Origin of the sequence: Geodermatophilus sp. DF01-2, from assembly GCF_004571065.1 — a bacterium.
Taxonomy (GTDB): Bacteria; Actinomycetota; Actinomycetes; order Mycobacteriales; family Geodermatophilaceae; genus Geodermatophilus.
Genome location: NZ_SPQN01000021.1, coordinates 23,456 through 49,826, shown reverse-complemented (window position 1 = coordinate 49,826; position 26,371 = coordinate 23,456). Strand labels below are relative to the sequence as shown.

General features: G+C 73.5%; 18 protein-coding genes, 2 tRNA genes and 3 pseudogenes. 10 read left to right on the top strand and 13 right to left on the bottom strand.

What is annotated here, in order from left to right:
• Positions 1-444: 444 nt before the first annotated feature.
• The 3 pseudogenes from E4P41_RS08380 to E4P41_RS23605 all read left to right on the top strand — a co-directional run.
• Positions 445-3,165: pseudogene (locus tag E4P41_RS08380) on the top strand (AAA family ATPase); the annotation flags it as partial.
• 124 nt (positions 3,166-3,289) lie between these two features.
• A pseudogene (locus E4P41_RS23785) lies at positions 3,290-3,571 on the top strand (site-specific integrase); the annotation flags it as partial.
• A 398-nt stretch (positions 3,572-3,969) separates the two neighbouring features.
• Positions 3,970-4,242 (top strand): annotated as a pseudogene (locus E4P41_RS23605) (site-specific integrase); the annotation flags it as partial.
• Positions 4,243-4,444: 202 nt separating this feature from the next.
• On the opposite strand, the gene E4P41_RS08370 reads toward E4P41_RS23605, so the two are convergent.
• From E4P41_RS08370 to gyrB, 6 genes are all read right to left on the bottom strand, one after another.
• Positions 4,445-4,517, bottom strand: a tRNA-Ala gene (locus tag E4P41_RS08370).
• A 28-nt stretch (positions 4,518-4,545) separates the two neighbouring features.
• Positions 4,546-4,689 (bottom strand): DLW-39 family protein, encoded by a 144-nt coding sequence (locus E4P41_RS21995; protein ID WP_167760978.1) that lies wholly within the window; start codon positions 4,687-4,689, stop codon positions 4,546-4,548.
• Between the two features lie 89 nt (positions 4,690-4,778).
• A tRNA-Ile gene (locus tag E4P41_RS08365) sits at positions 4,779-4,852 on the bottom strand.
• Between the two features lie 324 nt (positions 4,853-5,176).
• The gene (locus tag E4P41_RS23600; protein ID WP_135140479.1) at positions 5,177-5,866 is read right to left on the bottom strand and encodes a DUF3566 domain-containing protein; all 690 of its coding nucleotides are present in this window, start codon (positions 5,864-5,866) and stop codon (positions 5,177-5,179) included.
• 171 nt (positions 5,867-6,037) lie between these two features.
• Positions 6,038-8,506: a DNA gyrase subunit A gene (gene gyrA, locus E4P41_RS08355; RefSeq protein WP_135140477.1), complete on the bottom strand. Its 2,469-nt coding sequence runs from the start codon at positions 8,504-8,506 to the stop codon at positions 6,038-6,040.
• 219 nt (positions 8,507-8,725) lie between these two features.
• Positions 8,726-10,771, bottom strand: coding sequence for a DNA topoisomerase (ATP-hydrolyzing) subunit B (gene gyrB, locus E4P41_RS08350; protein ID WP_135140475.1), 2,046 nt, complete (start codon positions 10,769-10,771; stop codon positions 8,726-8,728).
• Positions 10,772-11,164: 393 nt separating this feature from the next.
• Here gyrB and E4P41_RS08345 point away from each other — a divergent pair, with 393 nt between their 5' ends.
• On the top strand, positions 11,165-12,703 hold the full coding sequence (locus tag E4P41_RS08345; RefSeq protein WP_135140473.1) for an SDR family oxidoreductase: 1,539 nt from the start codon (positions 11,165-11,167) through the stop codon (positions 12,701-12,703).
• Positions 12,704-12,819: 116 nt separating this feature from the next.
• Here E4P41_RS08345 and E4P41_RS08340 read toward each other — a convergent pair whose 3' ends face one another.
• The 7 genes from E4P41_RS08340 to dnaA all read right to left on the bottom strand — a co-directional run bounded on the left by E4P41_RS08340 (position 12,820) and on the right by dnaA (position 22,400).
• Positions 12,820-14,616, bottom strand: a complete 1,797-nt coding sequence (locus E4P41_RS08340; RefSeq protein WP_245177192.1) for an ABC transporter ATP-binding protein — start codon at positions 14,614-14,616, stop codon at positions 12,820-12,822.
• Between the two features lie 10 nt (positions 14,617-14,626).
• The gene (locus tag E4P41_RS08335; RefSeq protein WP_135140470.1) at positions 14,627-15,610 is read right to left on the bottom strand and encodes a hypothetical protein; all 984 of its coding nucleotides are present in this window, start codon (positions 15,608-15,610) and stop codon (positions 14,627-14,629) included.
• A gap of 42 nt (positions 15,611-15,652) precedes the next feature.
• Positions 15,653-16,153 (bottom strand): DciA family protein, encoded by a 501-nt coding sequence (locus E4P41_RS08330; protein ID WP_135140468.1) that lies wholly within the window; start codon positions 16,151-16,153, stop codon positions 15,653-15,655.
• Positions 16,150-17,349 carry a DNA replication/repair protein RecF gene (recF, locus tag E4P41_RS08325; RefSeq protein ID WP_135140466.1) on the bottom strand — a complete coding sequence of 400 codons (1,200 nt, stop codon included), beginning with the start codon at positions 17,347-17,349 and terminating at the stop codon, positions 16,150-16,152. Before recF ends, E4P41_RS08330 begins: the two co-directional genes overlap by 4 nt.
• A 135-nt stretch (positions 17,350-17,484) precedes the next feature.
• On the bottom strand, positions 17,485-18,417 hold the full coding sequence (gene gnd, locus E4P41_RS08320) for a phosphogluconate dehydrogenase (NAD(+)-dependent, decarboxylating) (RefSeq protein WP_135140464.1): 933 nt from the start codon (positions 18,415-18,417) through the stop codon (positions 17,485-17,487).
• Positions 18,418-18,735: 318 nt separating this feature from the next.
• The gene (gene dnaN, locus E4P41_RS08315) at positions 18,736-19,899 is read right to left on the bottom strand and encodes a DNA polymerase III subunit beta (protein ID WP_135140462.1); all 1,164 of its coding nucleotides are present in this window, start codon (positions 19,897-19,899) and stop codon (positions 18,736-18,738) included.
• A gap of 740 nt (positions 19,900-20,639) precedes the next feature.
• A complete protein-coding gene (gene dnaA, locus E4P41_RS08310) occupies positions 20,640-22,400 on the bottom strand; it encodes a chromosomal replication initiator protein DnaA (RefSeq protein ID WP_135140461.1) in 1,761 nt (586 codons plus the stop codon).
• Positions 22,401-22,980: 580 nt separating this feature from the next.
• Between dnaA and rpmH the strand changes: the two genes are divergently transcribed.
• From rpmH to rsmG, 6 genes are all read left to right on the top strand, one after another.
• Positions 22,981-23,118, top strand: coding sequence for a 50S ribosomal protein L34 (rpmH, locus tag E4P41_RS08305; RefSeq protein ID WP_089305879.1), 138 nt, complete (start codon positions 22,981-22,983; stop codon positions 23,116-23,118).
• A gap of 1 nt (position 23,119) precedes the next feature.
• Positions 23,120-23,503 carry a ribonuclease P protein component gene (rnpA, locus tag E4P41_RS08300; RefSeq protein ID WP_135140459.1) on the top strand — a complete coding sequence of 128 codons (384 nt, stop codon included), beginning with the start codon at positions 23,120-23,122 and terminating at the stop codon, positions 23,501-23,503.
• On the top strand, positions 23,500-23,856 hold the full coding sequence (gene yidD, locus E4P41_RS08295) for a membrane protein insertion efficiency factor YidD (protein ID WP_167760977.1): 357 nt from the start codon (positions 23,500-23,502) through the stop codon (positions 23,854-23,856). The genes rnpA and yidD overlap by 4 nt, the downstream gene beginning before the upstream one ends.
• Positions 23,849-24,949, top strand: coding sequence for a membrane protein insertase YidC (yidC, locus tag E4P41_RS08290; protein WP_135140457.1), 1,101 nt, complete (start codon positions 23,849-23,851; stop codon positions 24,947-24,949). Before yidD ends, yidC begins: the two co-directional genes overlap by 8 nt.
• 100 nt (positions 24,950-25,049) lie before the next feature.
• Entirely contained in the window at positions 25,050-25,697 is a 648-nt protein-coding gene (locus E4P41_RS08285) for a protein jag (RefSeq protein ID WP_135140456.1), read from the top strand.
• Positions 25,694-26,365 carry a 16S rRNA (guanine(527)-N(7))-methyltransferase RsmG gene (gene rsmG / locus E4P41_RS08280; protein ID WP_135140454.1) on the top strand — a complete coding sequence of 224 codons (672 nt, stop codon included), beginning with the start codon at positions 25,694-25,696 and terminating at the stop codon, positions 26,363-26,365. The genes E4P41_RS08285 and rsmG overlap by 4 nt, the downstream gene beginning before the upstream one ends.
• Positions 26,366-26,371 lie beyond the last annotated feature (6 nt).

The window sequence follows — 26,371 nt, the reverse complement described above, 5'->3', positions numbered from 1 at the left end:
GCACATCCGGCGGCAGCAGAAACCCCTGATCGACATCCGCGCGGATGAAGTTCTGCGGCATGCCCCATTCTCCCGCAACTACCGCCCGCACCCGCTCAGGCACGCGGCTTTATGCGACAGGCTCGATCATCCGTCTTCTTCCGGCACAAGGAGAGCCGTGCCACCCCGGAAGCGAGCGCATGGCAGGCTCCAGCGACACATCGCAATCCCTCCGATCGGGCACTTCCGGAGCGGAAGGCGTCAACTACGGGCTGCCTCTTGTTCGCCGGCCGCGGTCGCTTGTGGCGGCCAACTGGCGAGGGGAGAGACCGCTCCCCCGTCACCGCTGGATGATCTCCGGCCGCACCGGCCGCCGGAAGGGCGCTACGCGTCCCTCCGGGATGGGCCTCCGGCCCACCCTTCCCCCAGCCGGCGCCGCCGAAGGTGGGGCGGTTATGGGAAAGCGGCTACCGGGACCCGGACCGCCCGGTCGACCTGGATGTCACCCCGGTCGGCACGCTCGACCGCGACCACCTCGCCGGCCAAGTCCTGACCCGGCTGGCGGCCGGCCGGTCGGCGTGGAACGCCGCCGACATCCGCGGCGAGGTCGAGCAGCTGATCGCCGCCGCCGGAATCGTCGTCGACCCGGCGGTGCGGATCGAGCTGGCCGAGGACCTCACCGCTCGCGCCCTTACGCGCTGCACCTCATTGTTGCCGGGCCAGGAGACGCCCGAGCACGTCCGGGCCTGGACCTCCCGGCAAGTGCTCGACGTCGAAGCCGACCTCACCGCCCGCCTCGCCGACCGCAGCACCGAACCGGATGCCGCAGTGCCACCGTGGCCGCTGGCCACAGCTGCGACGACTGCGCCGTTGGACGCCGGGCAAGCCGCGGCGGTCGCCATGCTCGCCGGAGAGCACCCGCTGGTCGTCGTCGAAGGTGCCGCCGGCTCGGGCAAGACCACCACGCTGTCGGCCACGCGCGATCTGCTGGACGAGCAGGGGCGCAGGCTGGTGGTGGTCACCCCCACCCTCAAGGCCGCCCAGGTTGCGGCTGCCGAGGTCGGCGCTGCCGCCGGCTCGGCGGCGTGGCTGGTCTTCCATCACGGCTGGCGCTGGACCGACGACGGCACCTGGACCCGGCTCATCTCCGGCCAGGCCGACCCGACCACCGGCGCCGTCTACACCGGTCCCGAGGACGCTGCACGGCTGAGCGTCGGGGACCTGCTGGTGGTGGACGAAACGGGGATGCTCGACCAGGACACCGCGCGCGCCCTGCTCACCGTCGCCGACGAGTCAGGCGCACGGGTGGCACTGCTCGGCGACCGTCAACAGCTGGCCGCGGTTGGCCGCGGCGGTGTCCTGGAACTGGCCGTCCGGGCCGCTGACCCGGCCGCGGTGTTGCCCCTGGGCCAGGTGCACCGCTTCATCCGCACCGACTCCACCGGCGCCACCGTGCCCGACGGTCAGTACGCCGAGCTGACCCTGACCATGCGCACCGGCGCCGACCCCGGCGCGGTCTTCGATGCGCTCGCTGCCCGCGGCCAGATCCAGCTGCATCACGATGCGGCGGCGCTGCGCGAAGCACTGGCCGCGATCGCTACCGACGCCCACCGCGACCGGCAGCGGTTGGCTGTGGTGGTGGACACCCGTGAGCAGGCCGGCGAGCTCAACGCCGCCGTCCGCGACCGCTCCGTCGCCGACGGCCGGGTCGACGACACCCACGCGGTCACCACCGGGGCCGGGCAGCGGATCGGCGTTGGCGACCGGATCGCCACCCGCCGCAACGACCGGAACCTGGGTGTCGCCAACCGCGACACCTGGGCCGTCACCGCGGTCGACGCGCAGGGGAACCTCACTGTCACCCCCACCGCCCTCCCCCGGGGTGACGTTCCTCCGGGCGTTGTGACCCCCGCCGGCGCACGGCAGCGAATCCTCCCTGCCGGCTACGTCACCGAGCACGTCGAGCTGGCCTACGCCACCACCGTGCATGGCGCTCAGGGCGACACGGTCCTCGCCGCGCACCTGGTTGTCGGCGAGCGCACCGGCGCGGCCGCGGTCTACGTCGGCATGACCCGCGGCCGTGAGAGCAACAACGCCCACCTCGTCGCCGCCGACCTGACCGAGGCACGCCAGCAGTGGATCACCGCCTTCGGCCGGGACCGTGCAGACCTCGGCCCCGCCCACGCCGCCGAACTCGCCGCCCAGGAGGCGGCCCGCTACGCCCAGCCCCGGCCGCCGGAGGCCGTGCTGGCCGACCTGCACGCCGCGTGGACCGGCGAACAGCGCTGCCTCGACCGCCTCGCTTCCGCCGAGTCGCGCCGCGACCTGTTCCGGCACATCGCGGCGCTCGAGGCCAGCGACGCCGACCGGCTCACCGCCCTGGATGCGGCCAGCCGGACCACGGCCGCCGACGCGGAGCGCGCGAGAGCGCGGGTCGAAACCAGCGCCGCAGTGATCGCCACCGAGACAGGCCGGCGGCAGGAGCAGCTGCTCGCCGCCTGGGATGCCCAGCGCGACGCCGCCCACCGGGCTGCTCAGGTCGTGCTCGCCGGTCCCGGCTGGCTCGGCCGGCGGCGCGCCGCCGTCGCCCGAGCCGAGGCAGAACTCACCGCCTGGGCCGACACCTGGCGAGCCCATGTGCCCGGCATGCCGGACGATCCGACCCGGGTCGCCGTCTTCGCCGCCGCGGCCGACGACCGTCCCCGGCTGCAGGACGCGCTCGCCGACGACGCCCGACGTTGCGCCGAGTCCGCGCATCCCGAGCATCCTCGGCTAGTCGCCGCCGCCCGGACTGCCGAGGCCACCGCCGACCGCGTGCAGACCGAGCTCGTCCACGCACGCCGCCGCGAGGAGGACCGGTCCCTCCGCGCCGAGATGTCCGGAGACCGCGGCGGCCCGACGGCGCGGTTGGCCGACGCCGAGCGCGACGTCGCCGCCGCCGCACGCGAGCTTGCTGCCGCCCGCGCCCGCGTCGCGTCACTGCGTACCGAGCCGGCGCTGCTCGGGCAGCCGGACGACCGGCTCCCCCAGGAGCGAGAGCGCTGGAGTGATGACTACGCGCGCGAAGCCGCGCGGCTCCGCGCCGCCCAGGCACTGGCGCGACCGCCGGCCGGCCGCTGGGGAGACCGCGAGCCCGTTCCCTCCTACGCCGCAGCGCGCGACCGCGACCGTGGAGTACCGCGGTGAATCCACAGATTCGCGGCGGCCCCACAACGGGACCGTCACCTGGTGACAGCGTCCCCGCCAGCGGTGCAGGCCACCCCCCCTGCGCCAGACAGACCCGTATCCGAGGAGAGGATGGTGAGCAGCGGTGGCGTCGATCGCGAGACGGCCTGACGGCACGTACCGGCCGCGATACCGGGACGCGCAGGGCAAGGAGCACGCCCGCCACTTCAAGCGCAAGGTCGACGCCCAGCGATGGCTCGACGAGGTCACCGCGGCCGTGCAGACGGGCACCTACGTCGACCCCAAGCGGGCCAGGACGACCGTGGGCGAGCTGGCCCACGTCTGGCTCGCCGGGAAGATCAACCTCAAGCCCACCAGTCGTGCCCGCTACGCCGACGTCCTCAAGACCCACGTCCTGCCGCGCTGGGGGAACGTCGCGCTGATCCGGGTGACCCACGGCGACGTGCAGGCCTGGCTGTCCGAGCTCTCCGACCGAGGGCTGGCCGGGGCCTCGGTCCGCAAGGCGCAGGGCGTCCTGTCCGGCATCCTCGGACTCGCGGTGCGCGACCGGCGCCTGGCCGTCAACCCCGCGCTCGGCGTCGCCCTGCCCCCGATGCAGGAGAGGCGCCGCCGGTACCTGACCGCCGAGCAGCTCGAGGCACTCGCCGACGCCGCCGGGCCCGGCCGGGTCACCGTGCTGGTGCTCGGCTATTGCGGGCTGCGCTGGTCGGAGCTGGCGGCGCTGCGGGTGCGGCACTTCGACCTGCTGCGCCGGCGGGTGCTCGTCGAGGAGGCTGTCACCGAGGTCGACGGCTCCCGCCTGGTGTGGGGCACCCCCAAGACCCACGGCCGCCGCTCGGTGCCGCTGCCGCGGTTCCTCGTCGACGAACTCGCCCGGACGGTGGTGACCCGCCCTGCCGACGAGCTGGCCTTCCCCTCGCCGCAGGGCGCGGTGCTGCGCAACCGGAACACGCCCGGTCCGCCTGGTTCGACGCCGCGGCCCGGGCCATCGGGGAGCCCGGACTCACGCCGCACGAACTCCGGCACACCGCAGCCTCGCTGGCGATCAAGGCGGGGGCCAACGTCAAGGCGGTGCAGCGGATGCTCGGGCACGCCTCGGCGGCCATGACCCTGGACCGCTACGCCGACCTGTTCGACGACGACCTGGACGACGTGGCCGACCGGCTGGACGCGCTGCGGGTCGCATCTCGCGGACGAGTTGCGGACATTTTGCGGACCGAGACCTCGCCGGAGGGCTCGCCGGAGCCCCCGACGGAGGCGAATCCGCAGGTCAGAAGAGTGGAGACGAGGGGAATCGAACCCCTAACCCCCGCCTTGCAAAGGCGGTGCTCTGCCAATTGAGCTACGTCCCCGGGGTGGGAGGCGGACCTCCCCGGTGGGTCAGCGGGCCGCGGGCGTGCTGACGGCCTGGGGCCCGCGGGTGGCCTCGGCCCACAGGTCGGCCTCGGCCTTGCCGGCCGAACGCTTGCGGACGGCGGCGAGGGCGCCGGCGGCGGCTGCCGCGAAGACCAGCTTCCTGAGCACGCGGGTACCTCCTCGAGGGGAGCCCCCTCCTCGAGGAGAGGGCCGAGGCCGACCCTTGGACGGGGTGGCCGATGGCGCCGGGACACGGGTGGGCCTGGGAGGACTTGAACCTCCGGCCTCATCCTTATCAGGGATGCGCTCTAACCGCCTGAGCTACAGGCCCGTGGACCTCGGACAGCGTACCCGCCCCGTACCCACCGTCCGCAGGGGGGCACGCCATGAGCTCGGCCCGACGTGTGCGGGCCCGGAGGGTCCCGGGACGCGCGCAACGCACCAGGGGAACGGCACCCGGCCGGCGGAACAGGACGCGAGCCGCCCCGCGAGGCGCCTGCGAGGAGCGGGCGCTGGAGGCTCCCCGACCAGTGCGCGAGCAGGGCTCGACGCAACAGGACAACGGCACGTGGCCGCGATGTCGGCCGGTAGGCCGGTGGCCCCGTCCCGGGACCCGCCCTGAGCCTGCGAAGGGTGGGGACGACGGGGTCCTTCTTCAGTCGCGCTCGGAGAGGGTGACCTCGAGGCCGCCGACCAGGTCGGAGCACATGTTGTAGATGAACGCCGCCACGGTGCAGAGCGCGGTCATCAGCACGATGTTGATTGCTCCGATGACCGCGGCGCCGCCGAAAACGATGCCCGGGGTGATGACCTCACCGCGGCCGTCCTCGCCCGCAGCGCTGCCCAGCTGGCCGAACAGGTCGTTGAGGGTCTCGAAGACCCCCAGGCCGGACAGCACGCCGTAGAGCACGCCGACGGCCACCATCCAGATGAAGAACATCGCGATCGACAGGACCAGCGAGATCTTCAGCGCGGAGAAAGTGTCGATGTGCCGCAGCTGCAGGCGCGCCCGACGCGGGCCGCGGGCCGACTTCTGCCCGCTCCCGGAGGCGGCCTTCGCCGCACCGGCGGCCGGCTTGGCGGTGGCGCCCGGCGGGACGGCGGCCGGGGTGACGGGCACCGGGCCGCCGGTGACCGGGGCGGTTCCGTCGGTGGCCGCCGCGGCCTGGGTCCGGGCGGTGTTCGCGCCGGGGATGGACTGGGTCGCCCCCACGGGGACACCCCCGTCGGCCGCCGGCTGCTGGCCGGTTGCTGCGGGCTGCCGGCCGGTCGCCGTCCCCTGCGCCGGGGCGGTCTCCCCGGTCCGGGGCCCGGTGCGCACCGAACCCTGCGTCCGGTCGCTCATGCGAGTCTCCCGTTCCCCAGCGGCCCTCGCCGCTGCCTCGCACCCGAGATGCCCGGCACGCGGCCAGGGGCGCCCGGGCGCCGGTCGGTTCCGTGGTAGCTGGGACGGAGGTGGCGGGACGTCCGCACCCGGGAGCGCGGACGCCTCGCCACCTCCGTCATCGACCACAGCCTAGGCGGCGGGCTCGTCGTTGTCCGTGGTCCGCGCAATTGCCACGATCGACACGTCTTCCGGCAAGTTCATGAGCTTGACACCCATGGTGGCGCGGTCCTTGTTGTGCCGGACACCGTTGACCGGGGTGCGGATGACCCCGCCGCCGGAGGTGATGGCGTACAGCTCGTCGCCGAGCCGCACCGACAACGCGCCGACCAGGTTGCCCTTGCGGGACTTCGGGTCGGCGGTGAGCACGCCCTTGCCGCCGCGCCCCTGCGGCGGGTAGTTCTCGATCCCGGTGCGCTTGGCGAATCCGCGCTCGGTGGCCACGAGGACGTCGACGCCTTCCTCGACCACGATCATCGACAGCAGCGAGTCCCCCTCGCCGAGCGAGATGCCGCGAACTCCCTCGGTCGCCCGGCCCATCGGCCGCAGCGTCGCGTCGTCGGCCTTGAAGCGGATGGACATCGCCTTGCGGGTCACCAGCAGCAGGTCCTGCTCGGGGTCGATGAGCGCCGCACCGACCAGCTCGTCACCCTCCCGCAGGTTGATCGCGATGACGCCGCCGCTGCGCGGGGAGTCGAAGTCGGTCAACCGGGTTTTCTTCACCTGACCGTTGGCCGTGGCCAGGACCAGGTACGGGGCCACCCCGTAGTCCTTGATCTGCATGACCTGGGCGATCTTCTCGTCCGGCTGGAAGGCCAGGATGTTGGCCACGTGCGCGCCGCGGGCGGTGCGGTTGGCCTCGGGCAGCTCGTATGCCTTGGCCCGGTAGACCCGACCCTTGTTGGTGAAGAACAGGATCCAGTCGTGGGTGGAGCCCACGAAGAAGTGGTCGACGATGTCGTCCTGCTTGAGCGTCGCTCCCATGACGCCCTTGCCGCCGCGGCGCTGCGACCGGTAGAGGTCGCTCTTCGTCCGCTTGGCGTATCCGGTGCGGGTGATGGTGACGACGACCTCCTCCTCGGCGATGAGGTCCTCCATGGAGACGTCGCCGTCGTTGGCCACGAATTTCGTGCGCCGCTCGTCGCCGTACTTCTCCACGATCTCGGCCAGCTCGTCGTGGATGATCTGCCGCTGCCGCTCGGGCGAGTCGAGAATCGCCTGCAGGTCGGCGATGCGGGCCTCGAGCTCGGTGAGCTCGTCGAGGATCCGCTGCCGCTCGAGGGCGGCCAGCCGGCGCAGCTGCATGTCCAGGATCGCCGTCGCCTGGATCTCGTCGATCTCCAGCAGCTCCATCAGGCCGCTGCGTGCCGCGTCCGCGGATGCGCTGGACCGGATGAGGGCGATGACCGCGTCGAGCTGGTCGAGGGCCTTGGCCAGGCCGCGCAGGATGTGCGCGCGCTCCTCGGCCTTGCGCAGCCGGTAGCGGGTCCGCCGCTGGATGACCTCGATCTGGTGCAGCACGAAGTAGCGGATGAGCTCGTCGAGGCGCAGCGTCCGCGGGACGCCGTCGACGATCGAGAGCATGTTGCAGCCGAACGTCGTCTGCAGCTGGGTGTGCTTGTAGAGGTTGTTCAGCACGACCTTGGCGACGGCGTCCCGGCGCAGCGTGATGACCAGCCGGCGGCCGACGCGGTCGCTGGACTCGTCGGCGATCTCGCTGATGCCCTGCAGCCGGCCGTCGCGGACCGCCTCGGCGATCGCCTCGGCCAGGTTGTCCGGGTTGACCTGGTAGGGCAGCTCGGTGACGACCAGCTGCACCCGGCCCTTGGCGTCCTCCTCCACGGTGACGACCGCACGCATGCGGACCGAGCCGCGGCCGGTGCGGTAGGCATCCTCGATGCCCTCCCGGCCGACGATCAGGCCGTGGGTCGGGAAGTCGGGGCCCGGGATGCGCTGCATGCAGGCGGTGAGCGCCTCCTCCGGCTCGGCGTCGGGGTGCTCGAGCATCCAGAAGACCGCCGACGCGACCTCGCGGAGGTTGTGCGGTGGCATGTTGGTGGCCATGCCGACGGCGATGCCGGCCGAGCCGTTGATCAGCAGGTTGGGAATGCGCCCCGGCAGGACCAGCGGCTCCTGGTTCTTGCCGTCGTAGTTCGGCTGGAAGTCGACGGTCTCCTCGTCGATGTTGGCCAGCATCTCCATGGCCAGCGGCGTCAGCCGTGCCTCCGTGTAGCGCATCGCTGCCGCCGGGTCATTGCCTGGGGAGCCGAAGTTGCCCTGGCCGTCGATCAGCGGGTAGCGCATCGCCCACGGCTGGGCCAGTCGCACGAGGGCGTCGTAGATCGCCGAGTCACCGTGCGGGTGGTAGTTACCCATGACCTCGCCGACGACGCGGGCGCACTTGACGTAGCTGCGGTCGGGGCGGAAGCCCTGGTCGTACATGGCGTACAGCACGCGGCGGTGCACCGGCTTGAGGCCGTCGCGAACCTCGGGTAGCGCGCGGCCGACGATGACCGACATCGCGTAGTCGATGTAGCTGCGCTGCATCTCCTGCTGGAGGTCGACCGGCTCGATGCGGTCGCGGGCAGGGGTCTCGGTCACGGTTCAGATCTCCACGGTTCGGTGCACGGGATGTGGACGAAGTCGCTGGTCAGGCCCCCTGTAGGGGTCGTCCCCGTCCCGGGTCCCGCTGGCCCCCTGCAGGGTCCCACGGCGAGCTCGCGAGCCGTGGGGGGCAGGGGGTCCTTCAACGAAGGGCGGGGAGGACGGGGTCCTTCTACGAGCGGTGGGGGGCAGGGGGTCCTTCAGACGTCGAGGCTCTTACACATCCAAGAACCGGACGTCCTTGGCGTTGCGGGTGATGAAGCTGCGGCGAGCGTCGACGTCCTCGCCCATGAGCACGCTGAACAGCTCGTCGGCGGTCGCGGCGTCCTCGAGGGTGACCTGCAGCAGGATTCGGGTCTCCGGGTTCATCGTGGTCTCCCACAGCTCGGTCGCGTTCATCTCGCCGAGCCCCTTGAACCGCTGGATGCCGTCGTCCTTGGGGATCTTGCGGCCGGCCTCGGCTCCGGCCTTGAGCAGCGCGTCGCGCTCGCGGTCGGAGTAGGCGTACTCGTCGCCGACCTTGCCACCCCACTTGATCTTGTACAGCGGAGGCTGGGCCAGGTAGACGTGCCCGGCCTCGACCAGCGGCCGCATGAAGCGGAACAGCAGCGTCAGCAGCAGGGTGCGGATGTGCTGGCCGTCGACGTCGGCGTCGGCCATCAGCACGATCTTGTGGTACCGCAGCTTCGACAGGTCGAACTCGTCGTGGATGCCGGTGCCGAACGCCGTGATCATCGACTGGACCTCGGTGTTCTTGAGCACCCGGTCGATACGCGCCTTCTCGACGTTGATGATCTTCCCGCGGATCGGCAGGATCGCCTGGAACATCGAGTCGCGGCCGGACTTCGCCGAGCCGCCGGCCGAGTCGCCCTCGACGATGTAGACCTCGGAGTTGCGGGGGTCGGTCGAGCGGCAGTCGGCCAGCTTGCCGGGCAGACCGGTCGAGTTCAGCGGGTTCTTGCGGGCCAGCTGCCGGGCCTGCTGGGCGGCGCGGCGGGCGCGCGCGGCCGAGCTGGCCTTGGTGATGATCTGCTTGGCCTCGGTCGGGTTGGCCTCGAACCAGTGCCCGATCTGCTCGTTGCAGACCCGCTGCACGAAGCCCTTGACCTCGGTGTTGCCCAGCTTGGTCTTGGTCTGGCCCTCGAACTGCGGGTCGCCGATCTTCACCGAGATGATCGCGGCCAGGCCCTCGCGGATGTCCTCGCCGGTGAGCTTCTCGTCCTTGCTCTTGAAGAGCTTCTTCTCCTCCGCGTAGCGGTTGACGATCGACGTCAGCGCCGCGCGGAAGCCTTCCTCGTGGGTGCCGCCCTCGTGGGTGTTGATGATGTTGGCGAAGGTGTGCACCGACTCCGAGTAGGCCTCCGACCACTGCATCGCGATGTCCACCGACATCGCCGTGTCGTTCTTGCCGGTGCCGTCGGCGGAGAACCCGATGACCGAGCGGTGGATCGCGGACTTGGTGCGGTTCAGGTGGGCGACGTAGTCCTTGAGGCCGCCCTCGTAGAAGTAGGTGACCTCGGTCGGCTCGAACGCCGGCTGCTCGGCCTGCGGGGCCGGGGCCTCCTCGGCGATCGACACCTCCTCGGCCATCCCGGTCTCGGCCTTGCCGTGCCCGGGACGCTCGTCGCGGAGCACGATCTTCAGGCCGGCGTTGAGGAACGCCATCTCCTGCAGCCGGCGGCTGATCGTGTCGAACGAGTAGGACGTCGTCTCGAAGATGCCCGGGTCGGCCCAGAAGGTGATCTGGGTGCCGCGCTTCGTCGTCGGGCCGATCTTCTCCAGCGGGCCGGGCTTGGCATCGGCGTAGTGCTGGTGCCACTCGGTGCCGTCGCGCCAGATGCGCACGTCGAGCTCGGTGGACAGCGCGTTGACGACGGTGACGCCGACGCCGTGCAGGCCGCCCGAGACGCCGTAGCTCTTGCCGTCGAACTTGCCGCCCGCGTGCAGGATGGTCATGACGACCTCGACGGTCGGCCGCTTCTCCACCGGGTGCATGTCGACGGGGATGCCGCGGCCGTTGTCCTCCACCCGGACACCGCCGTCGGGGAGCAGGGTGACCCGGACGGTGTCGCAGTAGCCGGCCAGCGACTCGTCGACGGCGTTGTCGACGACCTCCCACACCATGTGGTGCAGGCCCCGCTCACCGGTGGAGCCGATGTACATGCCGGGCCGCTTGCGGACGGCCTCGAGACCCTCGAGGACGGTGATGGAGCTGCCGGAGTAGGCGTCAGCCTGGGCGTCGGTCTTCGGTCGAGCGACCACGTGGGGCCCTTCTGTCGCGCACCCGGCGGCTGGCGCCCCGACGCGGACAGGGGCGCAGAGCGGCCCATGCTCCAGGGGCGCAGAACGACGCTGGGCCGGATGCTGGCGGTTTCTGCTCTCCACGATACCGGGTGGTACGACAGGAATGCCGCCGTCCCGGCCCTCACGTCGTGTCTGCGCCACTCGCAGCGCGCCTGCCACCACCGGTGTCGGCCCCCGGGCCGACACGCCGTCCCGGAGGCGCTGGGCCGGACGTCCGTCGATCGCCCCGCCGGTCGCACGAGCCGACTCCGGCCGGGTCGTGCGAGTGCGCCGGGTGACGAGGAGCGTCCCCGCCCGCGCCGTCCGCCCGCGACCCCGGCGGGCACGGCGTCCACGCCGGACACTCGCGACATGGCAGAGACCCCCGGCGTCCGTCCTCCCGCCCACCCGACCCCGGCGACCTGCCTCGTCACCGGGGCCACCGGCTACATCGGCGGGCGGCTGGTGCCCGAGCTGCTCGCCGCCGGCCACCGGGTGCGGGTGATGACCCGCTCCCCCGAGCGGCTGCGCGACCACCCGTGGGCCGGGCAGGTCGAGGTCGTCCGGGCCGACGCCGGCGACCCCGAGGCGGTCGCGGCGGCCTGCGCCGGCGCGGACGTCGTCTACTACCTGGTCCACGCGCTGGGCAGCGGCCCGGAGTTCGAGGAGACCGACCGGCGGACGGCGCGGGTGATGGCGCGGGCCGCCCGGGACGCCGGCGTGGGCCGGCTGGTCTACCTGGGCGGGCTGGAGCCGGAGGGCGAGGACCTCTCGCCGCACCTGCGCTCCCGCGCGGAGGTCGCCGGGATCCTGCTCGGCTCCGGCGTCCCGACCGTCGTCCTGCGGGCCGCGGTGGTGCTGGGCTCGGGGTCGGCGTCCTTCGAGATGCTGCGGTACCTGACCGAGCGGCTGCCGGTCATGGTCACACCGCGCTGGGTGCACAGCCGGATCCAGCCGATCGCCATCCGCGACGTCCTGCGTTACCTCGTCGGCTGCGTGACGCTCCCGCCCGAGGTGCACCGCTGCTTCGACATCGGCGGCTCCGACGTCATGACCTACCTGGACATGACGCAGCGCTTCGCCGCGGTGGCCGGGCTGCCCCGGCGGCGGATCCTGCCGGTGCCGGTGCTCAGTCCCGAGCTGTCCAGCCACTGGGTCGGCCTCGTCACCCCCGTCCCTGCTTCCATCGCTCGTCCACTGGTGGAGTCCCTGCGCAATACCGTCGTCTGCGCCGAGCACGACATCGCGGAGTTCGTCCCAGACCCGCCGGAGGGGCTGCTCGGCTTCGACGAGGCGGTGCGACTGGCCATCCAGCGGGTCAAGGACGCCGCGGTGGCCACCCGCTGGTCCTCGGCGTCCGTGCCCGGGGCGCCGTCGGACCCGCTGCCCACCGATCCCGACTGGGCCGGCGGCACCCTCCACCTCGACGAACGCATCCGGGAGACCGACGCGGCGCCGGACGAGCTGTGGCGGGTCGTCGAGGGCATCGGCGGGGAGACCGGCTGGTACTCGTTCCCCCTCGCCTGGGAGGTGCGCGGCTGGCTCGACCGGGCGGTCGGCGGGGTGGGGCTGCGGCGGGGACGGCGGTCGCCCTCGGACCTCTACGTCGGCGACGCCCTCGACTTCTGGCGCGTGGAGGAGCTGGAGGAGGGCCGGCTGCTGCGGCTGCGCGCGGAGATGCGGCTGCCCGGGCTGGCCTGGCTGGAGTTCCACGTGGAACAGGAGAGTGGGCGCACCCGGCTGCGGCAGAAGGCGACCTTCAAGCCGAACGGCCTCTTCGGCGACCTCTACTGGTGGGCGCTCGTGCCTTTCCACGGCGTCGTCTTCGGCGGCATGGTCCGCAACATCTGTCGCGCCGCCGAGCAGGGGACCGCGGCCGCGGTCGGGGAGCGCCGGGCGCGCGCGGCGTGACGCCCTCCTCGTTCCTCGATGATCAGGTGAGCTGACCGTTCACGCTCCAGGCTCACGACCAGAAGTGAGCCAGGAGCCGGTCGGATCAGCTCACCTGATCACCGGGGCGGCCACCGCTATACCAACAGTTGAGCGGCGGCGAGCTCGCGGTAGAGGGGGCTGGTGTCGACCAGCTCGTGGTGGGTGCCGCGGGCGACCGCGCGGCCGGCGTCGAGCACCACGATCTCGTCGCTGCCGAGCACGGTGGAGAGCCGGTGCGCGACCACCAGCAGCGCACGGTCGGCGCCTGCGGCGGCCAGGGTGTCGCGGAGCAGGGCCTCGTTGCGCGCGTCAAGGCTGGCGGTCGGCTCGTCGAGCAGCAGCAGCGCCGGGCGGGCCAGCAGCGACCGGGCGATAGCCAGCCGCTGGCGCTCCCCGCCGGAGAGCAGCACGCCGTCGTCCCCCACCGGGACGTCCAGCCCGCGCGGCGAGCGCTGCACCATCTCGGTGAGCCCGACGTCGGCCAGCACCGCCCACAGCTCCGGATCGCTCGCCCGCGGCGCGGCCAGGAGCAGGTTGTCGCGCACCGAGCCCGCGAGCACCGGCGCCTCCTGCTCGACGTAGCCCAGTCGGGCGCGCAGGCCGGCCCGCGGCAGGTCGCGGACGTCGGTGCCCGCCCACCGGACCGATCCTCCGGTGAGCGGGTAGAACCCCTCGACCAGCGCGAGCACCGTCGACTTGCCCGCCCCCGAGGGCCCGACCAGGGCCACCCGGCTTCCGGCCGGCACGGTGAGGGAGACCCCGTGCAGCACCTCTGTGCCGTCGGGGTAGGCGAAGGTCACGTCCTCGAGCTCGAGCAGCGGGACGCCGGGGGACGGCGACGACGCGGGGACGGCGACCGGGGAGGGCGGGACGGCGACCGAGCCCCGCTCCGGCCGCGCGTCGTCCTCCGGCTCGAGTGCGAGCATCTCCTGGATGCGGGCCAGCGCGCCGAGTCCGCTCTGCAGCTGCGTCCACGCCGCGATCGCCTGGCCCAGCGGCATGACCAGCAGGAACAGGTACAGGATGAACGCGACCAGGTCGGCGACGGCGATGGAGCCGGTCGCCACCCGGTAGCCGCCGAGGCCGAGGACGGCGAGGAAGGCCCCCTGGACGGCGATCGAACCGGCCGGGCTGACCAGCGCCTCGAGCCGCGCCACCCGCACCCCGGCCGCGTACGCCCGGCCGGCGCTGGCCGCGACGACGTCCACCTCCCGAGCGGTCGCTCCGCTGGCCCGGATGGTGCGCACCGCCGACAGCGCCCGCTCCACCGCGGCGCTCATCGCGCCGACCTCCTCCTGGGCCTGCTGGGACAGTCGACGCACGCCGCGGCTCACCGACAGGACGACGGTCAACCCGACGCCGACCGACAGCACGGTGACCAGCAGCAGCCAGCCGTCCACCAGCGCCATCGCCACCACGGCGCCGACGGCGACCACGGCCGAGCCGGCGACCTCGACCACCCCGGAGGTCACCGTCGCGCGCAGCAGGGTGGTGTCCGCGCCGACCCGCGACATCAGGTCCCCGGTGCGCCGCCGGTCGTACTCGGCGACCGGCAGCCGCAGCAGGCGGTCGGCCAGCGTCCGGCGGGTGGAGAGCACGACCCCCTCGGCTGTGCGCTGCAGCAGGTACTGCTGCAGCGCACCCAGCACGGACGCCGCCACGAGGACGGCGACGAGGACCAGGACCGCGGGCAGCAGTTCCCGGCCCGCGCCGACCGCCTCGATGACCCGGGCGACCAGCGCCGGCTGGGCGAGGGCCCCGGCCGCCGCGACCAGCGAGAGGACGGCGGCCACGGCCAGTGCGCGCCGGTGCGGTCGCAGCAGGGGCAACAGCTCCCGCACCGTCGCCGTGGGGGCCGCGGTCGCCGACGCCTCGCCGGCGGGCGTGCTCACCGGACGGCGCTCAGAGGGCGGGGGAGAGCGCGCCGACGATCGCGGTGAGCATCCGGGCGTGGTGCTCGATGAGCTCGGGCCGGTGCCCGTCGGGACGGATCGCGGCCACATGACCGGCCGCCGTCCAGAACTCGTCGCCGTCGTCGGTGCCCAGCAGCAGGCCACGGACCGTGGCGTCCCCGACCAGTGCACGGACGGCCGGGCCGTCCTCGGCGGCGAGCAGCACCCACCGGCCGTCGAAGCCGGGGTCACCGCTGGGCACCTGCACCAGCCCGCCGGTGCGGTGCTTCCAGAACCGGGCCGGTGACAGGCGCAGCGGCGGGAGGTTGCCGAGCACCGGGGCGGCGGTGACCGCGTACTCCGGCACGACGTAGCGCCCGGAAGCGAAGAGGACGTCGAAGGCGACCAGGTCCAGCGTTCCGTAGCGACCGCGCATCACGCCGGCCGGGCGGTGGTCCTTGGTCGCGCGGACCGGGGCGGTGCGCACCAGCTCGGCGAGGACGGCGTCCTCCGGGGCGGTGCCGTCGGACACGGCCCACCCCTGCTGGACCGCCCAGCCCTGCGCGCCGACGGCGTCGCCGCGGTAGGCGAAGACCCGCTCGAGCTCGCTGGGCCTGCGCGGGCGCCGGCCGCCGAAGAGGCCGCCGCGGACCGGCGGCCCACCGGCGGTCTGCGGCCCGGCCGGCGGGTACTGCGCGGCCGGGCCCTGGACCGGCGGGTACTGCGGTGCGGGGTACTGGGCGGCCGGGCCCTGGACCGGCCGGTCGGGGGAGGCCGGGGGCAGATCCCAACCCGGCGGCTGCCAGGCGGTACTCCCGCCGCCCTCGTCCGGGCGGTCCGCGGGGGGCTGGTCGGCGGGGGTCTGCGCGTCACGAGCCGGCTCGCCGTGCGGTCGCTCGGCGCCGCCGTCCCCGCCGAGGTGGCCGGGCTCCCGCCAGCCGCTGCCCTCGTCGGGGCGCTGCTCGAAACCGTCAGGGTCGCGCGGGCTGCTCATCGCTGCATCGTCCTCCCGGAGCTCCCGGTGCCGGGTGCGCTCCTATCCGTACGTGTCCCGCGGTCCACGCCCGCGGACCGAGCGGGGGCCCTTCTTCCAGCTCGGGGCCGTCGGACCGACAACGCGCAGCCGGGTCACGACGTCCCCGCCCACCGAGGCGCGCAGCTTCCCGAGGATCGTCGGCGCCAGCAGCCGCAGCTGGGTGGCCCAGGCGGTGGACTCCGCGACGACCAGCAGCTCACCCTCGGTGAGGGTCTGCGGCGTGCAGTGCGCGGCGATCTCCGGGCCCACCAGCGCCGACCAGCGACCGAAGACGGCGCCGACCTTGGTGTGCCCGGTCCAGTCCTGGGTCTGCACCAGCGAGTCGACCAGCCGGCCCAACGGCTGGGGGTCGTCGTCGCCGGGCCGGGGGCCGGTCCAGGTCCGCCGCGGGCCGGCGATCCGCCGCCGGGTCGGCCGGGGCCGGGACGCCGACGCCGCGCGGGCGGCCTCCAGCGCCGCCCGGGCGATGTCGCTGGGTCGGGCGGGTCGTTCCTCGCTCATGGCACCTCCTCCCGCACTCCGCCGTCCACGGCATCCTCCTCGGCGGCCCGGCGCTCGAGCGGCACCGCCTGACCGCCGGCGACCTGCACCACCGTGCGGCGCAGCTCCGCCGGGACGTCGTCGAGCACCGCCGCGGTGACCAGCGCCTGCTCGGCGGAGCGGGCCACCGTCGCCAGCGCCGCGCGGCGGTCGGCGTCCAGGGTGGCGAAGACGTCGTCCAGCACCAGGATCGGCTCCTCCCCGTCGGCCCGCAGCAGCGCGAAACAGCCCAGCTTGAGCGCCAGGGCCAGCGACCAGGACTCGCCGTGGCTGGCGAACCCCTTGGCCGGCATCGACCCAAGCGAGATCACCAGGTCGTCGCGGTGCGGGCCGACCAGCGTCATCCCGCGGTCCACCTCCTCGCTCCGGCGCTCGGTCACGCGCTCGCCCAGCGCGGCGGAGAGCTCGGCGGCCGAGGGCAGCGCCATCCCCTCGGCGATCGGCGTCCCGTCCCCGGCCAGGGGCACGGTGCTGGCGTAGCCCAGCGCCGCTCCCGCGGCGTCCGTGCCGGCGACGCCGGCGTAGGCCCGGGCCGCGTGCGGGGCCAGGTCGGCCACCAGCCGCAGCCGCGCGGCCAGCAGCTGCCCGCCGAGGTGGACCAGGTGCCCGTCCCAGACGTCCAGCGTGGCCAGCGCGTCGCCGCGGGCCAGGCGAGCGGTCTTGAGCAGGGCATTGCGCTGCTTGAGCACCCGGTCGTAGTCGCTGCGCACCCCGGCCAGCCGCGGCGTCCGGCTGACCAGCAGGTCGTCGAGGAAGCGCCGCCGCTCGGCCGGGTCGCCGCGGACCAGCGCCAGGTCCTCCGGCGCGAACAGCACCGACTTGACCAGCCCGAGCAGCTCGCGGGGCCGGGACAGCGGCGCCCGGTTGACCCGCACCCGGTTGGCGCGGCCCGGGTTGATCTCGATCTCGACGAGCAGCTCCCGGTCCTCGCGGCGCAGCGCCGCGCGCACCACCGCCTGGCTCGCGTCCTGCCGGACCAGCGGGGCGTCACCGGCCACCCGGTGGCTGCCCAGGGTGGCGAGGTAGCCGACCGCCTCGACCAGGTTGGTCTTGCCCTCGCCGTTGCGGCCGACGAAGACCGTCGGCCCCGGGCGCAGGGCCAGGTCCACCCGGTCCCAGTTGCGGAACGAGCCGAGCTGCAGGTGGCGCAGGTACACCTCAGCATCCCCGCGATGTGCTGGAACGGCCCCCCTGCCGGGCCCCGCCGTGGCCCCGTCCCGGGTCCCGCCCTGAGCTTGCGAAGGGCGGGGAGGACGGGGTCCTTTCTTGGTGGGGAGCAAGGGGGTCCTCGTTCATGCGGGGCGCTCGACCTCCTGGTCGCGGACGGCCTGCACCGCGTGGCCGCCGAACTGGTTCCGCAGCGCGGCGACGGCCTTCATCGTCGGCGAGTCCTCCTGCCGCGAGGAGAAGCGGGCGAACAGCGAGGCGGCGATCGCCGGCATCGGGACGGCGTGCTCGATCGCCATCTCCACCGTCCACCGGCCCTCGCCGGAGTCCTCCGCGTACCCGCTGATCTTCTCCAGCGCCGGATCCTCCTCCAGGGCGCGGACCAGCAGGTCGAGCAGCCAGGAACGGATGACCGTGCCCTGGGTCCAGGACTTGATCACGCCGGGGACGTCCTCGATCAGGTCGACGGCGGCCAGCAGCTCGTAGCCCTCGCCGTAGGCCTGCATGAGCGCGTACTCGATGCCGTTGTGGACCATCTTGCTGAAGTGCCCGGCGCCCACCGGCCCGGCGTGCACGAAGCCCGCACCCGGCAGTTCCTGGCCGGACTCGTCCACCGGCGCCGGCGGCTTGAGCGCGTCGAACACCGGCTGCACCTTGGCGACGTCCTCCTTGGAGCCGCCGACCATCAGCGCGTAGCCGTTCTCCAGGCCCCAGACCCCGCCCGAGACGCCTGCGTCGACGTAGCCGATGCCCTTCTCGGCGAGGGCTGCGGCGTGCACCTGGTCGTCGGTGAACCTCGAGTTGCCACCGTCGACGACCACGTCGCCCTCGTCGAGCAGGTCCCGCAGCTCACGGACGGTGTCACGGGTCGGCTCACCTGCGGGGACCATCACCCAGACCACCCGGGGCGCGGTGAGCGCCTCGACCAGCGCCGGCAGGGTGTCGACGTCCCGCTTCCCCGGGGAGCGGTCGTAGCCGACGACCTCGTGGCCGGCGCGGCGCAGCCGCTCGGCCATGTTGCCGCCCATCTTGCCCAGCCCGATCAGTCCCAGCTGCACGACGCAGTCCTCTCCTCGCAGTAGAAGGACCCTCCTGCCCCCCACCGCTCGCGGCGGGACCCTGCAGCAGGGCCAGTCCCGGCACCCCATCGTGCTCGGTCCGGCCGGTCGCCGCCGCCCGGGCCCGCGACCGGCAGCCCTCCTGCAGTGGAAGGACCCCGTCCACCTCACCGTTCGCAGGCTCACGGCGAGCCTCTGGACGGGCCGGACCGGGACGGGGCCACGGCGGACCTCGGTGGAGCAGGAGGGTCCTTCCTCGGCCCGGCAGCCGCACGGTGCGGGACCGGTGCTGCACCCGGGTGAGGCGCGTGCGGACCCTCAGCCCGGCAGGCGCACCGGCATGATCAGGTACCGGTAGCTGCCGGGCCGCTCGGCCGGACGGGACGTCGCCTCGCCGTCGTCGGCCGCCGGCTCGGGCACCCCCGAGAGGACGGCGGGCTTGAGCGGGCTGGTGAAGTCCATCCGCGCCCGCGGGGTGTGCACCGCCGCGAGCCCGTCGAGCAGGAACGCCGGGTTGAAGCCGATGGTCAGCGGCTCGCCCTCGAACTCGACGTCGCAGCGCTCCTCGGCCTGCCCCTCGTCGTCGGTGCCACCGGCGCGCAGCGTGACCTGGCCGGGGGTGAACTCGCAGCGCAGCGGCGTGCCCCGCTCGGCGACCAGGGCGACGCGCTTGGCCGCGTCGGTGAACAGCCCGACCGGCAGCGTGGCGTTGCTGTGCGACTCGTTGGGCATGATCGCCCGGTACTTGACGAATTCGGCGTCCAGCAGCCGGGTGGTGGTCTGCCGGTCCTTGCCGGAGAGGCCCAGGATGCCCTCCCCGGAACCGCCGGAGGAGAGCGAGATCGTGATCTCCGGCCCGCTGGTCAGCGTCCTCGCCGCGTCGGCCAGCGTGCGGGCGGGCACCAGTACCGCCGCCGTGAGCCCGGGGGTGTCCGGCCGCCAGGCGAACTCGCGGACCGCGAGCCGGTACCGGTCGGTCGCGGCAAGAGTCACCAGGTCGTCGTCGATCTCCAGGCGGACGCCGGTGAGCATCGGGAGCGTGTCGTCGCGCCCGGCGGCGACGGCCACCTGACCGACCGCCTCGGCGAAGACGTCGCTGTCGACGACGCCGGCCGACGACGGCATGGCCGGCAGGGACGGGTAGTCCTCGACCGGCAGCGTCGGCAGGCTGAACCGGGCGTTGCCGCAGGCGATCGACAGCCGCGGCCCCTCAGCGGTGATGTCGACGGGGTGCGGCGGCAGCGCCCGGGTGATCTCGGCGAGCAGCCGGCCCGGCACCAGTGCGCGGCCGCTCTCGGACGCCTGCACGTCCACCTCGGCGCGGGCGGAGACCTCGTAGTCGAAGCCGGACACCGAGAGCTGGCTGCCGTCGACCTCGAGCAGGATTCCGGCCAGGACCGGCACCGACGGCCGGGGCGGCAGGCTGCGCGCCGTCCAGGCGACGGCATCGGCGAGCACCTCACGTGCCACCCGGAACTTCATGACCTGATCCACCCCAGCTCTGTGTGCTCCTCCTACTGCGCTGCTCATCGTGCCTCCTGCCGGAGACATGGGGGTAACCGTGCTCCTCGATCAGGTCACTCCCGGCGCAGCTTCCCCACCCAGAGTGTGGTTCGAGAAAGCCCCGATCTCTCTCCCTCATCCTCGTCATCACTGGTGTGGAACCTGGGGATCGAGGCCGTCCGCCCAGGTCGGGCCCCGAGTCGACGTGTTGGCCGACTGTGGGTGGGCAGCGGCTCTCCTGTGTCGACACGTGGACATCTCGACGGTTGCGCACACCCGTCGCCGTCTCTCCACGCGCTGTCCCCCGGTTGCCCCGACCCCGTCCCCAGCCCGTACCCAGGCCTGTGGCCGGTCCGGTGGCCAGCGATTCCGCCGGGCCGGGCAGGAGGGGGCGTCCGTGCAGGTGAGCGGCGTGCGGGGGCAGAGCACACGGCTGTGCCGATCGGGCGCCGTCCCGGTCGGTCGTGACCCGGCGTGAGGGGGCGGCGTGGAATCTCCCCAGGGTGTGCACATCCCTGGGGACAACTTCTCGACGAGTCGACCGAGGTCACCGGTCCCGGTGGCCTCCTGGGGGCTCGATGCGCGGGGACGACGGCCGCCGGCCGACCCACAGGTCTGTGGACAGTGAGCCCTGCGAAGCCTCCGCGACGAGGGACGGGGAGGGCTCAGCCCAGCACGGGAACGGCCCTGGAGGCGGTGCGGTCCGGAGGACCGCGACGTCATTGCCGAGCGCGGCTCTTGATGCGGGCGGTGAGCTCGGTGACCTGGGTGTAGGTGGCCCGCCGCTCGCTCATCAGGTTGGTGATCTTCTTGACCGCGTGCATGACGGTGGTGTGGTCCTTGCCGCCGAAGGAGGCGCCGATCCGCGGCAGCGACAGCTCGGTCAGCTCGCGGCACAGGTACATCGCGATCTGCCGGGCGTTGACCAGCGTGCGGCTGCGGTTGGCGCCCTGCAGCTCCTCCATCGTCACGGAGAAGTACTCCGCGGTGGCGGCCATGATGATCGCCGCCGTGATCTGCGGGCCCTGCTCGTCGCTGATCAGGTCCTTGAGCACCAGCTCGGCCAGCGACAGGTCCACCTGCTGCTTGTTCAACGACGCGAACGCCGTCACCCGGATGAGCGCGCCCTCCAGCTCGCGGATGTTGGTCTGCACCTTGCTGGCGATGAACTCCAGCACCGCGTCGGGCACCTGCAGCCGCTCGCCGTAGGCCTTCTTCCGCAGGATCGCGATCCGCGTCTCCAGGTCCGGCGCCTGGACGTCGGTGATCAGGCCCCACTCGAAGCGGGTGCGCAGCCGGTCCTCCAGGGTCGTCAGCTTCTTCGGCGCCCGGTCGGAGGTGATGACGATCTGCTTGCTGGCGTTGTGCAGCGTGTTGAACGTGTGGAAGAACTCCTCCTGCGTCCGCTCGGCGCGCTCCAGGAACTGGATGTCGTCGATGAGCAGGAAGTCGATGTCGCGGTAGCGGCGGCGGAAGTCCTCGGCCCGGCCGGAGTGCACCAGGTTGATGAACTCGTTGGTGAACTCCTCGGTGCTCACGTAGCGCACCCGGACGTTGGGGAACATCCGCGCCGCGTAGTGGCCGATGGCGTGCAGCAGGTGGGTCTTGCCCAGCCCGGAGTCACCGTAGATGAACAGCGGGTTGTAGGCACGGGCCGGCGCCTCGGCCACGGCGACGGCCGCGGCGTGGGCGAACCGGTTGCTGTTGCCGATGACGAAACTGTCGAAGACGTACTTGGGGTTCAACCCCGGGTCCTGCGCTCCGGCCGGCGCCCGCCGGTCGCCGAACAGTGGGACGGCGTCCCCGCCGCGGCCGGACCCGCCGCGGCCCTCGCCCCGCCGTCCGCGGGCGGGCGCGGCTTCGTCGACGGCGCCGGTGCCCAGGTCGAAGGGCAGCACTGCGACGCCGTCCTCGTCCAGGTCCGTGCCACCCCAGTCACGCTCGGCGGCCCGGGTGCCGCGACCCGCCGGCCGCCGGGCCGGCGGGCTCCAGTCGGTGGGGGCCCAGTCCTCGGCGTCCCGCTCGGGAGCGCGGGCGTCGGGCCCGGCGGCGCCGTCGTCCTCCCAGGCGGGCCGCACGTCGGCGCGGACGCCGAACGCGCTGCGGCCGTCGTCGGTCCGGTCGCGGGTCTCCCGGTCCTCCTCGGCGCGCTGCGCCTCGACCGCCGACCACGGCCGCCGGGTCGGCACCTCGGGTGCCGGTGCGGGAGCAGGCTCGGCCGGGCTGTCCTCCACCTGGACGGCGACGCGGATGTCGCGCCCGAGGTGCTCGGACAGCGCCTCGGCCAGCACCCGGCGCATCCGGGACTCCAGCACGGTCTGGGTGAACTCGTTGGGCGCCGACAGCACCGCGGTGTCCTCGAAGACGCCGACCGGCCGGGTCAGGTTGAGCATCGCGTTCTGCTGCGGGGACAGGCTCGTCACCAGCCGCTCACGGATCTGGTCCCAGACCGTCGGCAGGTCCCCCGTGGCATCGGCCATGGCCCTCGTCCTCCCAGAGTCCCGTGTGTCGTCGGCCCCCGCCGCGGCCGTCCGCTGCCGGGTCCGTCGTCCCCCGGTCAGCCCTCCACTGTGGACACCGGTGTGGACGCACGGCGTCCACACCGGTGTCCACAGGCTGTGCACGGTCGACGACGCATGCGCACCGGGACCCGTGCCTGCGGGCCCGTCAGAGACATTGCCGCTGGTGAGAGGCGAGGTCTGTTGTTCCGGAGGGCGCGGTGGTCAGGCGACACCAGCAGGACGGCCCCTGCGCCGGACGTCGGTGTCCGATGTGGAGCGACGGCGACGCTAACAGCCCCGTCCACAGCCCGGCAACGAGCCCGGTGGCAGTTCTCGGCGTGCCGTCTCGGTGTGTCGCCCGCGGTCCGCGGCGCGGCACCGCCCGCCGCGACGGGGGGTGGGGAAGCCTGGGTGGTCGGCATCCGGCCGGACCTCTTCCTCGGCTATGCTGGCGGGAGTCCGTGGACGGGGAGCCGGCCTCCCGCCGTGTGTCCGTCCCTGTTGCGCGCCCGCTTCCCGGTGGGAGCGCCCCGTCGATGTCGTGTAGTGGGAGTACCTCGTGAGCAAGCGCACGTTCCAGCCGAACAACCGCCGGCGGTCCAAGACCCACGGCTTCCGGCTGCGGATGCGCACCCGCGCAGGCCGGGCGATCATCGCCGGTCGCCGGCGCAAGGGTCGCGAGAAGCTTTCCGCCTGAGGTGCTGCCCGCGCAGGCACGCCTGCGCCGGCGTCCGGAGTTCACCGCGGTCGTCCGGTCCGGTCGGCGTGCCGGGCGGCCGACCATGGTCCTCCACTATCTCCCCGAACGGCCCGTGACCCCGACCCCCGGCGACGCCGGGACGGCCGGCGGTCCACGGGCCGGCTTCGTGGTGGGCAAGGCCGTGGGCAACTCCGTGGTGCGGCACCGGGTGACCCGGCGGCTCCGCGCGGTCGCCCTCGACCAGCTGCACCGCCTGCCGTCGACGGCGGACATGGTGGTCCGCGCCCGCCCGGAGGCGGCCACCGCCAGCTCGGCGGACCTGCGCCGCGACCTCGCCGCCGGGCTCGACCGGGTCCTCGCTCCCCGGACCCGCACCCCGTGACCACCGACCCGGGCAGTCACGGCCACGGCCGCCCCGCCGCACGTGGTGGGCGGCGTCCGGTGGCCCGGGCCCTGCTGGCCGTCGTGGGCTTCTACATGCGGGCGGTCAGCCCGGCCCTCCCCCCGCGGTGCCGCTTCGCGCCCACCTGCAGTGCCTACGCCGCCGAGGCGATCGCCGTCCACGGCGCGGGGCGGGGCAGCTGGCTGGCGCTGCGCCGGCTGCTCAAGTGCGCACCCTGGCACCCTGGGGGCTTCGACCCGGTGCCGGCGGCCCGCACGTTCTCACCCGGAACCGACCGACCCGTCCCGTCGGCACCCCGCCGGGCCCCGCAGGAGGAGTCCTCCCTTGCTTGACTGGTTCTACATCGCCATCTCGTGGGTGCTGGCGCGGTGGCACGCGCTGTGGAGCCTCGTCTTCGACGACCCCGCGGCCGGGACCGGGCTGTCCGGCCTGGCCTGGGCGCTGTCGATCGTCTTCCTCGTCGTCACCGTCCGGATCATCCTTTTCCCGCTGTTCGTCAAGCAGGTCAAGTCGCAGCGGGCGATGCAGGAGCTGCAGCCGGAGATCCAGCGGCTGCGCAAGCAGTACGGCAGCGACCGGCAGGGCCTCAGCCAGGCCATGATGGCGCTCCAGAAGGAGCGCGGGGTCAACCCGCTGGCCGGTTGCCTGCCGATCCTGCCGCAGATCCCGGTCTTCTTCGCGCTGTTCCACGTGCTGCGGCGGCTGTCTCCCGACGCCCAGGGCCTCTACACCTGGTCGACCGAGCTCACCCAGGAGGCGGCGCGGGCGCCGTTCTTCGGGGCGCCGATCTCCTCGTCGTTCTTCATGAGCGGGGCCAAGGCCGACGCGATCCTCGAGATCACCGGCGGTTACACCAACATCCGCGTCGTCGCGTTCCTGCTCATCCTGGTCATGAGCTTCACGACCTACTTCACGCAGAAGCAGATCATGCGACGTTCCGGACCGGTCGAGGGCCAGGCCGCGATGGTGCAGAAGCTGCTGCTCTACGTGATGCCGCTGGGCCTGTTCGTCTCCGGGTTCTTCTTCCCGATCGGCGTCCTCCTCTACTGGTTCACCAACAACCTGTGGACGCTGGGTCAGCAGTTCTTCATCCTCCGCAAGATGCCGCCCCCCGGCTCGCCCGGCGCCAAGGCCAAGGAAGGGCCGCCGCGTCCGCCGGTGGACCCGAAGACCCTCGCACCCAAGCCGGGCGCGAAGCCGATCCGCCCGAAGCAGGGCCGCACCGCCGCTCCGGCGTCGACGGTCGACACGACCAACCCGACCGGCGAGACCGCCGAGGTCGCCGGCGCCGCGCCGTCCGGCGCCACCGCGGCCGGGCCCGACGGGCAGCCGCCTGCTGCGCGCTCCTCGGGAGGGCGTCCGCGCGGTGGCGCCGGCCGCGGCAGCCAGGGCCCGGCCAACCGCGGCAAGCGCAAGCGCCGCTGATCCGGCGCGCCGGGCGTCCCTCTGCAGAGGACGCCGGGCGGCGCCGTCCACCGACCACCGGGGGAACCCCGGATGCCCGCACCGACTGGGAGGACACGCCATGAGCGCCCCGCAGCACCCCACCGATCCGGCCGGCCCCACCAGCGAGGCCACCTCCGGCGCGGTCCTGAGCCCCGTCCCGGGTGACGCCGGCGTCGCGGCCCAGCCGGACCTGCCCGACACCGACGACGACGGCGCGGACGCCGCCGTCGAGCCGGCCGACGAGGACGCCGACGAGGACGGCGGGGACGACCTGCTGGTCCGCGAGGGCGACGTCGCCGGGGACTATCTCGAGCGGCTGCTCGACATCCTCGACGTGGACGGCGACATCGACCTCGACGTGGAGGGTGACCGGGCCTCGGTGGCGATCGTCGGCGGTGACCTGAAGGACCTCGTCGGTTCCGACGGTGCGGTGCTGGAGGCGCTGCAGGAACTCACCCGGCTCGCCGTCGCCCAGTCCACCGGCGTCCGCAGCCGGCTGATGCTCGACATCGGGGGGTTCCGTGCCCGGCGCCGCGCCGACCTCACCTCGCTGGCCGCTGCGACGGCCCGCCGTGTCGCCGGGAGCCGGCAGCCGGAGCGGCTCGCGGCGATGAACCCCTTCGAGCGCAAGGTCGTCCACGATGTGATCGCCGGGGTCTCCGGCGTGCACAGCGAGTCCGAGGGCGAGGAGCCCAACCGGCGCGTCGTGGTGCTGCCGGAGCGGTGAGCGACAGCGCCTCTCCGGACGCAGGGGCCCCGGTCGCCCCACCGGCCCCGGAGGTCGCCCGGTCGGTCTTCGGGCCGGGGCTGCCCGACGCCGAGCGCTACGTCGCCCGGCTGGCCGGCGACGGTGTCACCCGCGGGCTGATCGGTCCGCGGGAGGTGCCCCGACTGTGGGAGCGGCACGTCCTCAACAGCGCCGCCGTCGCCGACGCCGTCCCGCCCGGTGCCCGGGTCGTGGACGTCGGCAGTGGCGCGGGTCTGCCCGGGATTCCGCTGGCGCTGGCCCGGCCGGACATCCGGCTCACCCTGGTCGAGCCCATGGCCCGGCGGGTGGAGTTCCTCGAGGAGGTCGTCGCCGAGCTCGGCGCCCCATGGCGTGTGGTCCGCGGTCGGGCCGAGGAGCGCTCGGTGCGCGCCGCGGTCGGGCCGGTCGACGTCGTCACGGCGCGGGCCGTCGCGGCGCTGCCCCGGCTGGTGTCCTGGTGCCGCGGGCTGCTACGGCCGGGCGCCCAGCTGATCGCGCTGGTCGGGGCTCGCGCGGTCGAGGAGCTGTCCACCCTCGCCCCCGAGCTCGAGGCGGCGGGGATGCGGGAGGTCCACGCGCGGGCTGTCGGTGCCGGGCTCGGGAACGCTGCCACTACCGTGGTGGTCATGACGCGAGGGGCGCGGTGAGCCGTG

Coding starts and splice junctions, on each gene's coding strand:
- E4P41_RS08345 (WP_135140473.1), top strand. CDS start 11,165: ATGGCAGAGACCCCCGGCGTCCGTCCTCCCGCCCACCCGACCCCGGCG.
- E4P41_RS08330 (WP_135140468.1), bottom strand. CDS start 16,153: ATGAGCGAGGAACGACCCGCCCGACCCAGCGACATCGCCCGGGCGGCG.
- dnaA (WP_135140461.1), bottom strand. CDS start 22,400: ATGGCCGATGCCACGGGGGACCTGCCGACGGTCTGGGACCAGATCCGT.
- E4P41_RS08285 (WP_135140456.1), top strand. CDS start 25,050: ATGAGCGCCCCGCAGCACCCCACCGATCCGGCCGGCCCCACCAGCGAG.
- E4P41_RS23600 (WP_135140479.1), bottom strand. CDS start 5,866: ATGAGCGACCGGACGCAGGGTTCGGTGCGCACCGGGCCCCGGACCGGG.
- E4P41_RS08335 (WP_135140470.1), bottom strand. CDS start 15,610: ATGAGCAGCCCGCGCGACCCTGACGGTTTCGAGCAGCGCCCCGACGAG.
- dnaN (WP_135140462.1), bottom strand. CDS start 19,899: ATGAAGTTCCGGGTGGCACGTGAGGTGCTCGCCGATGCCGTCGCCTGG.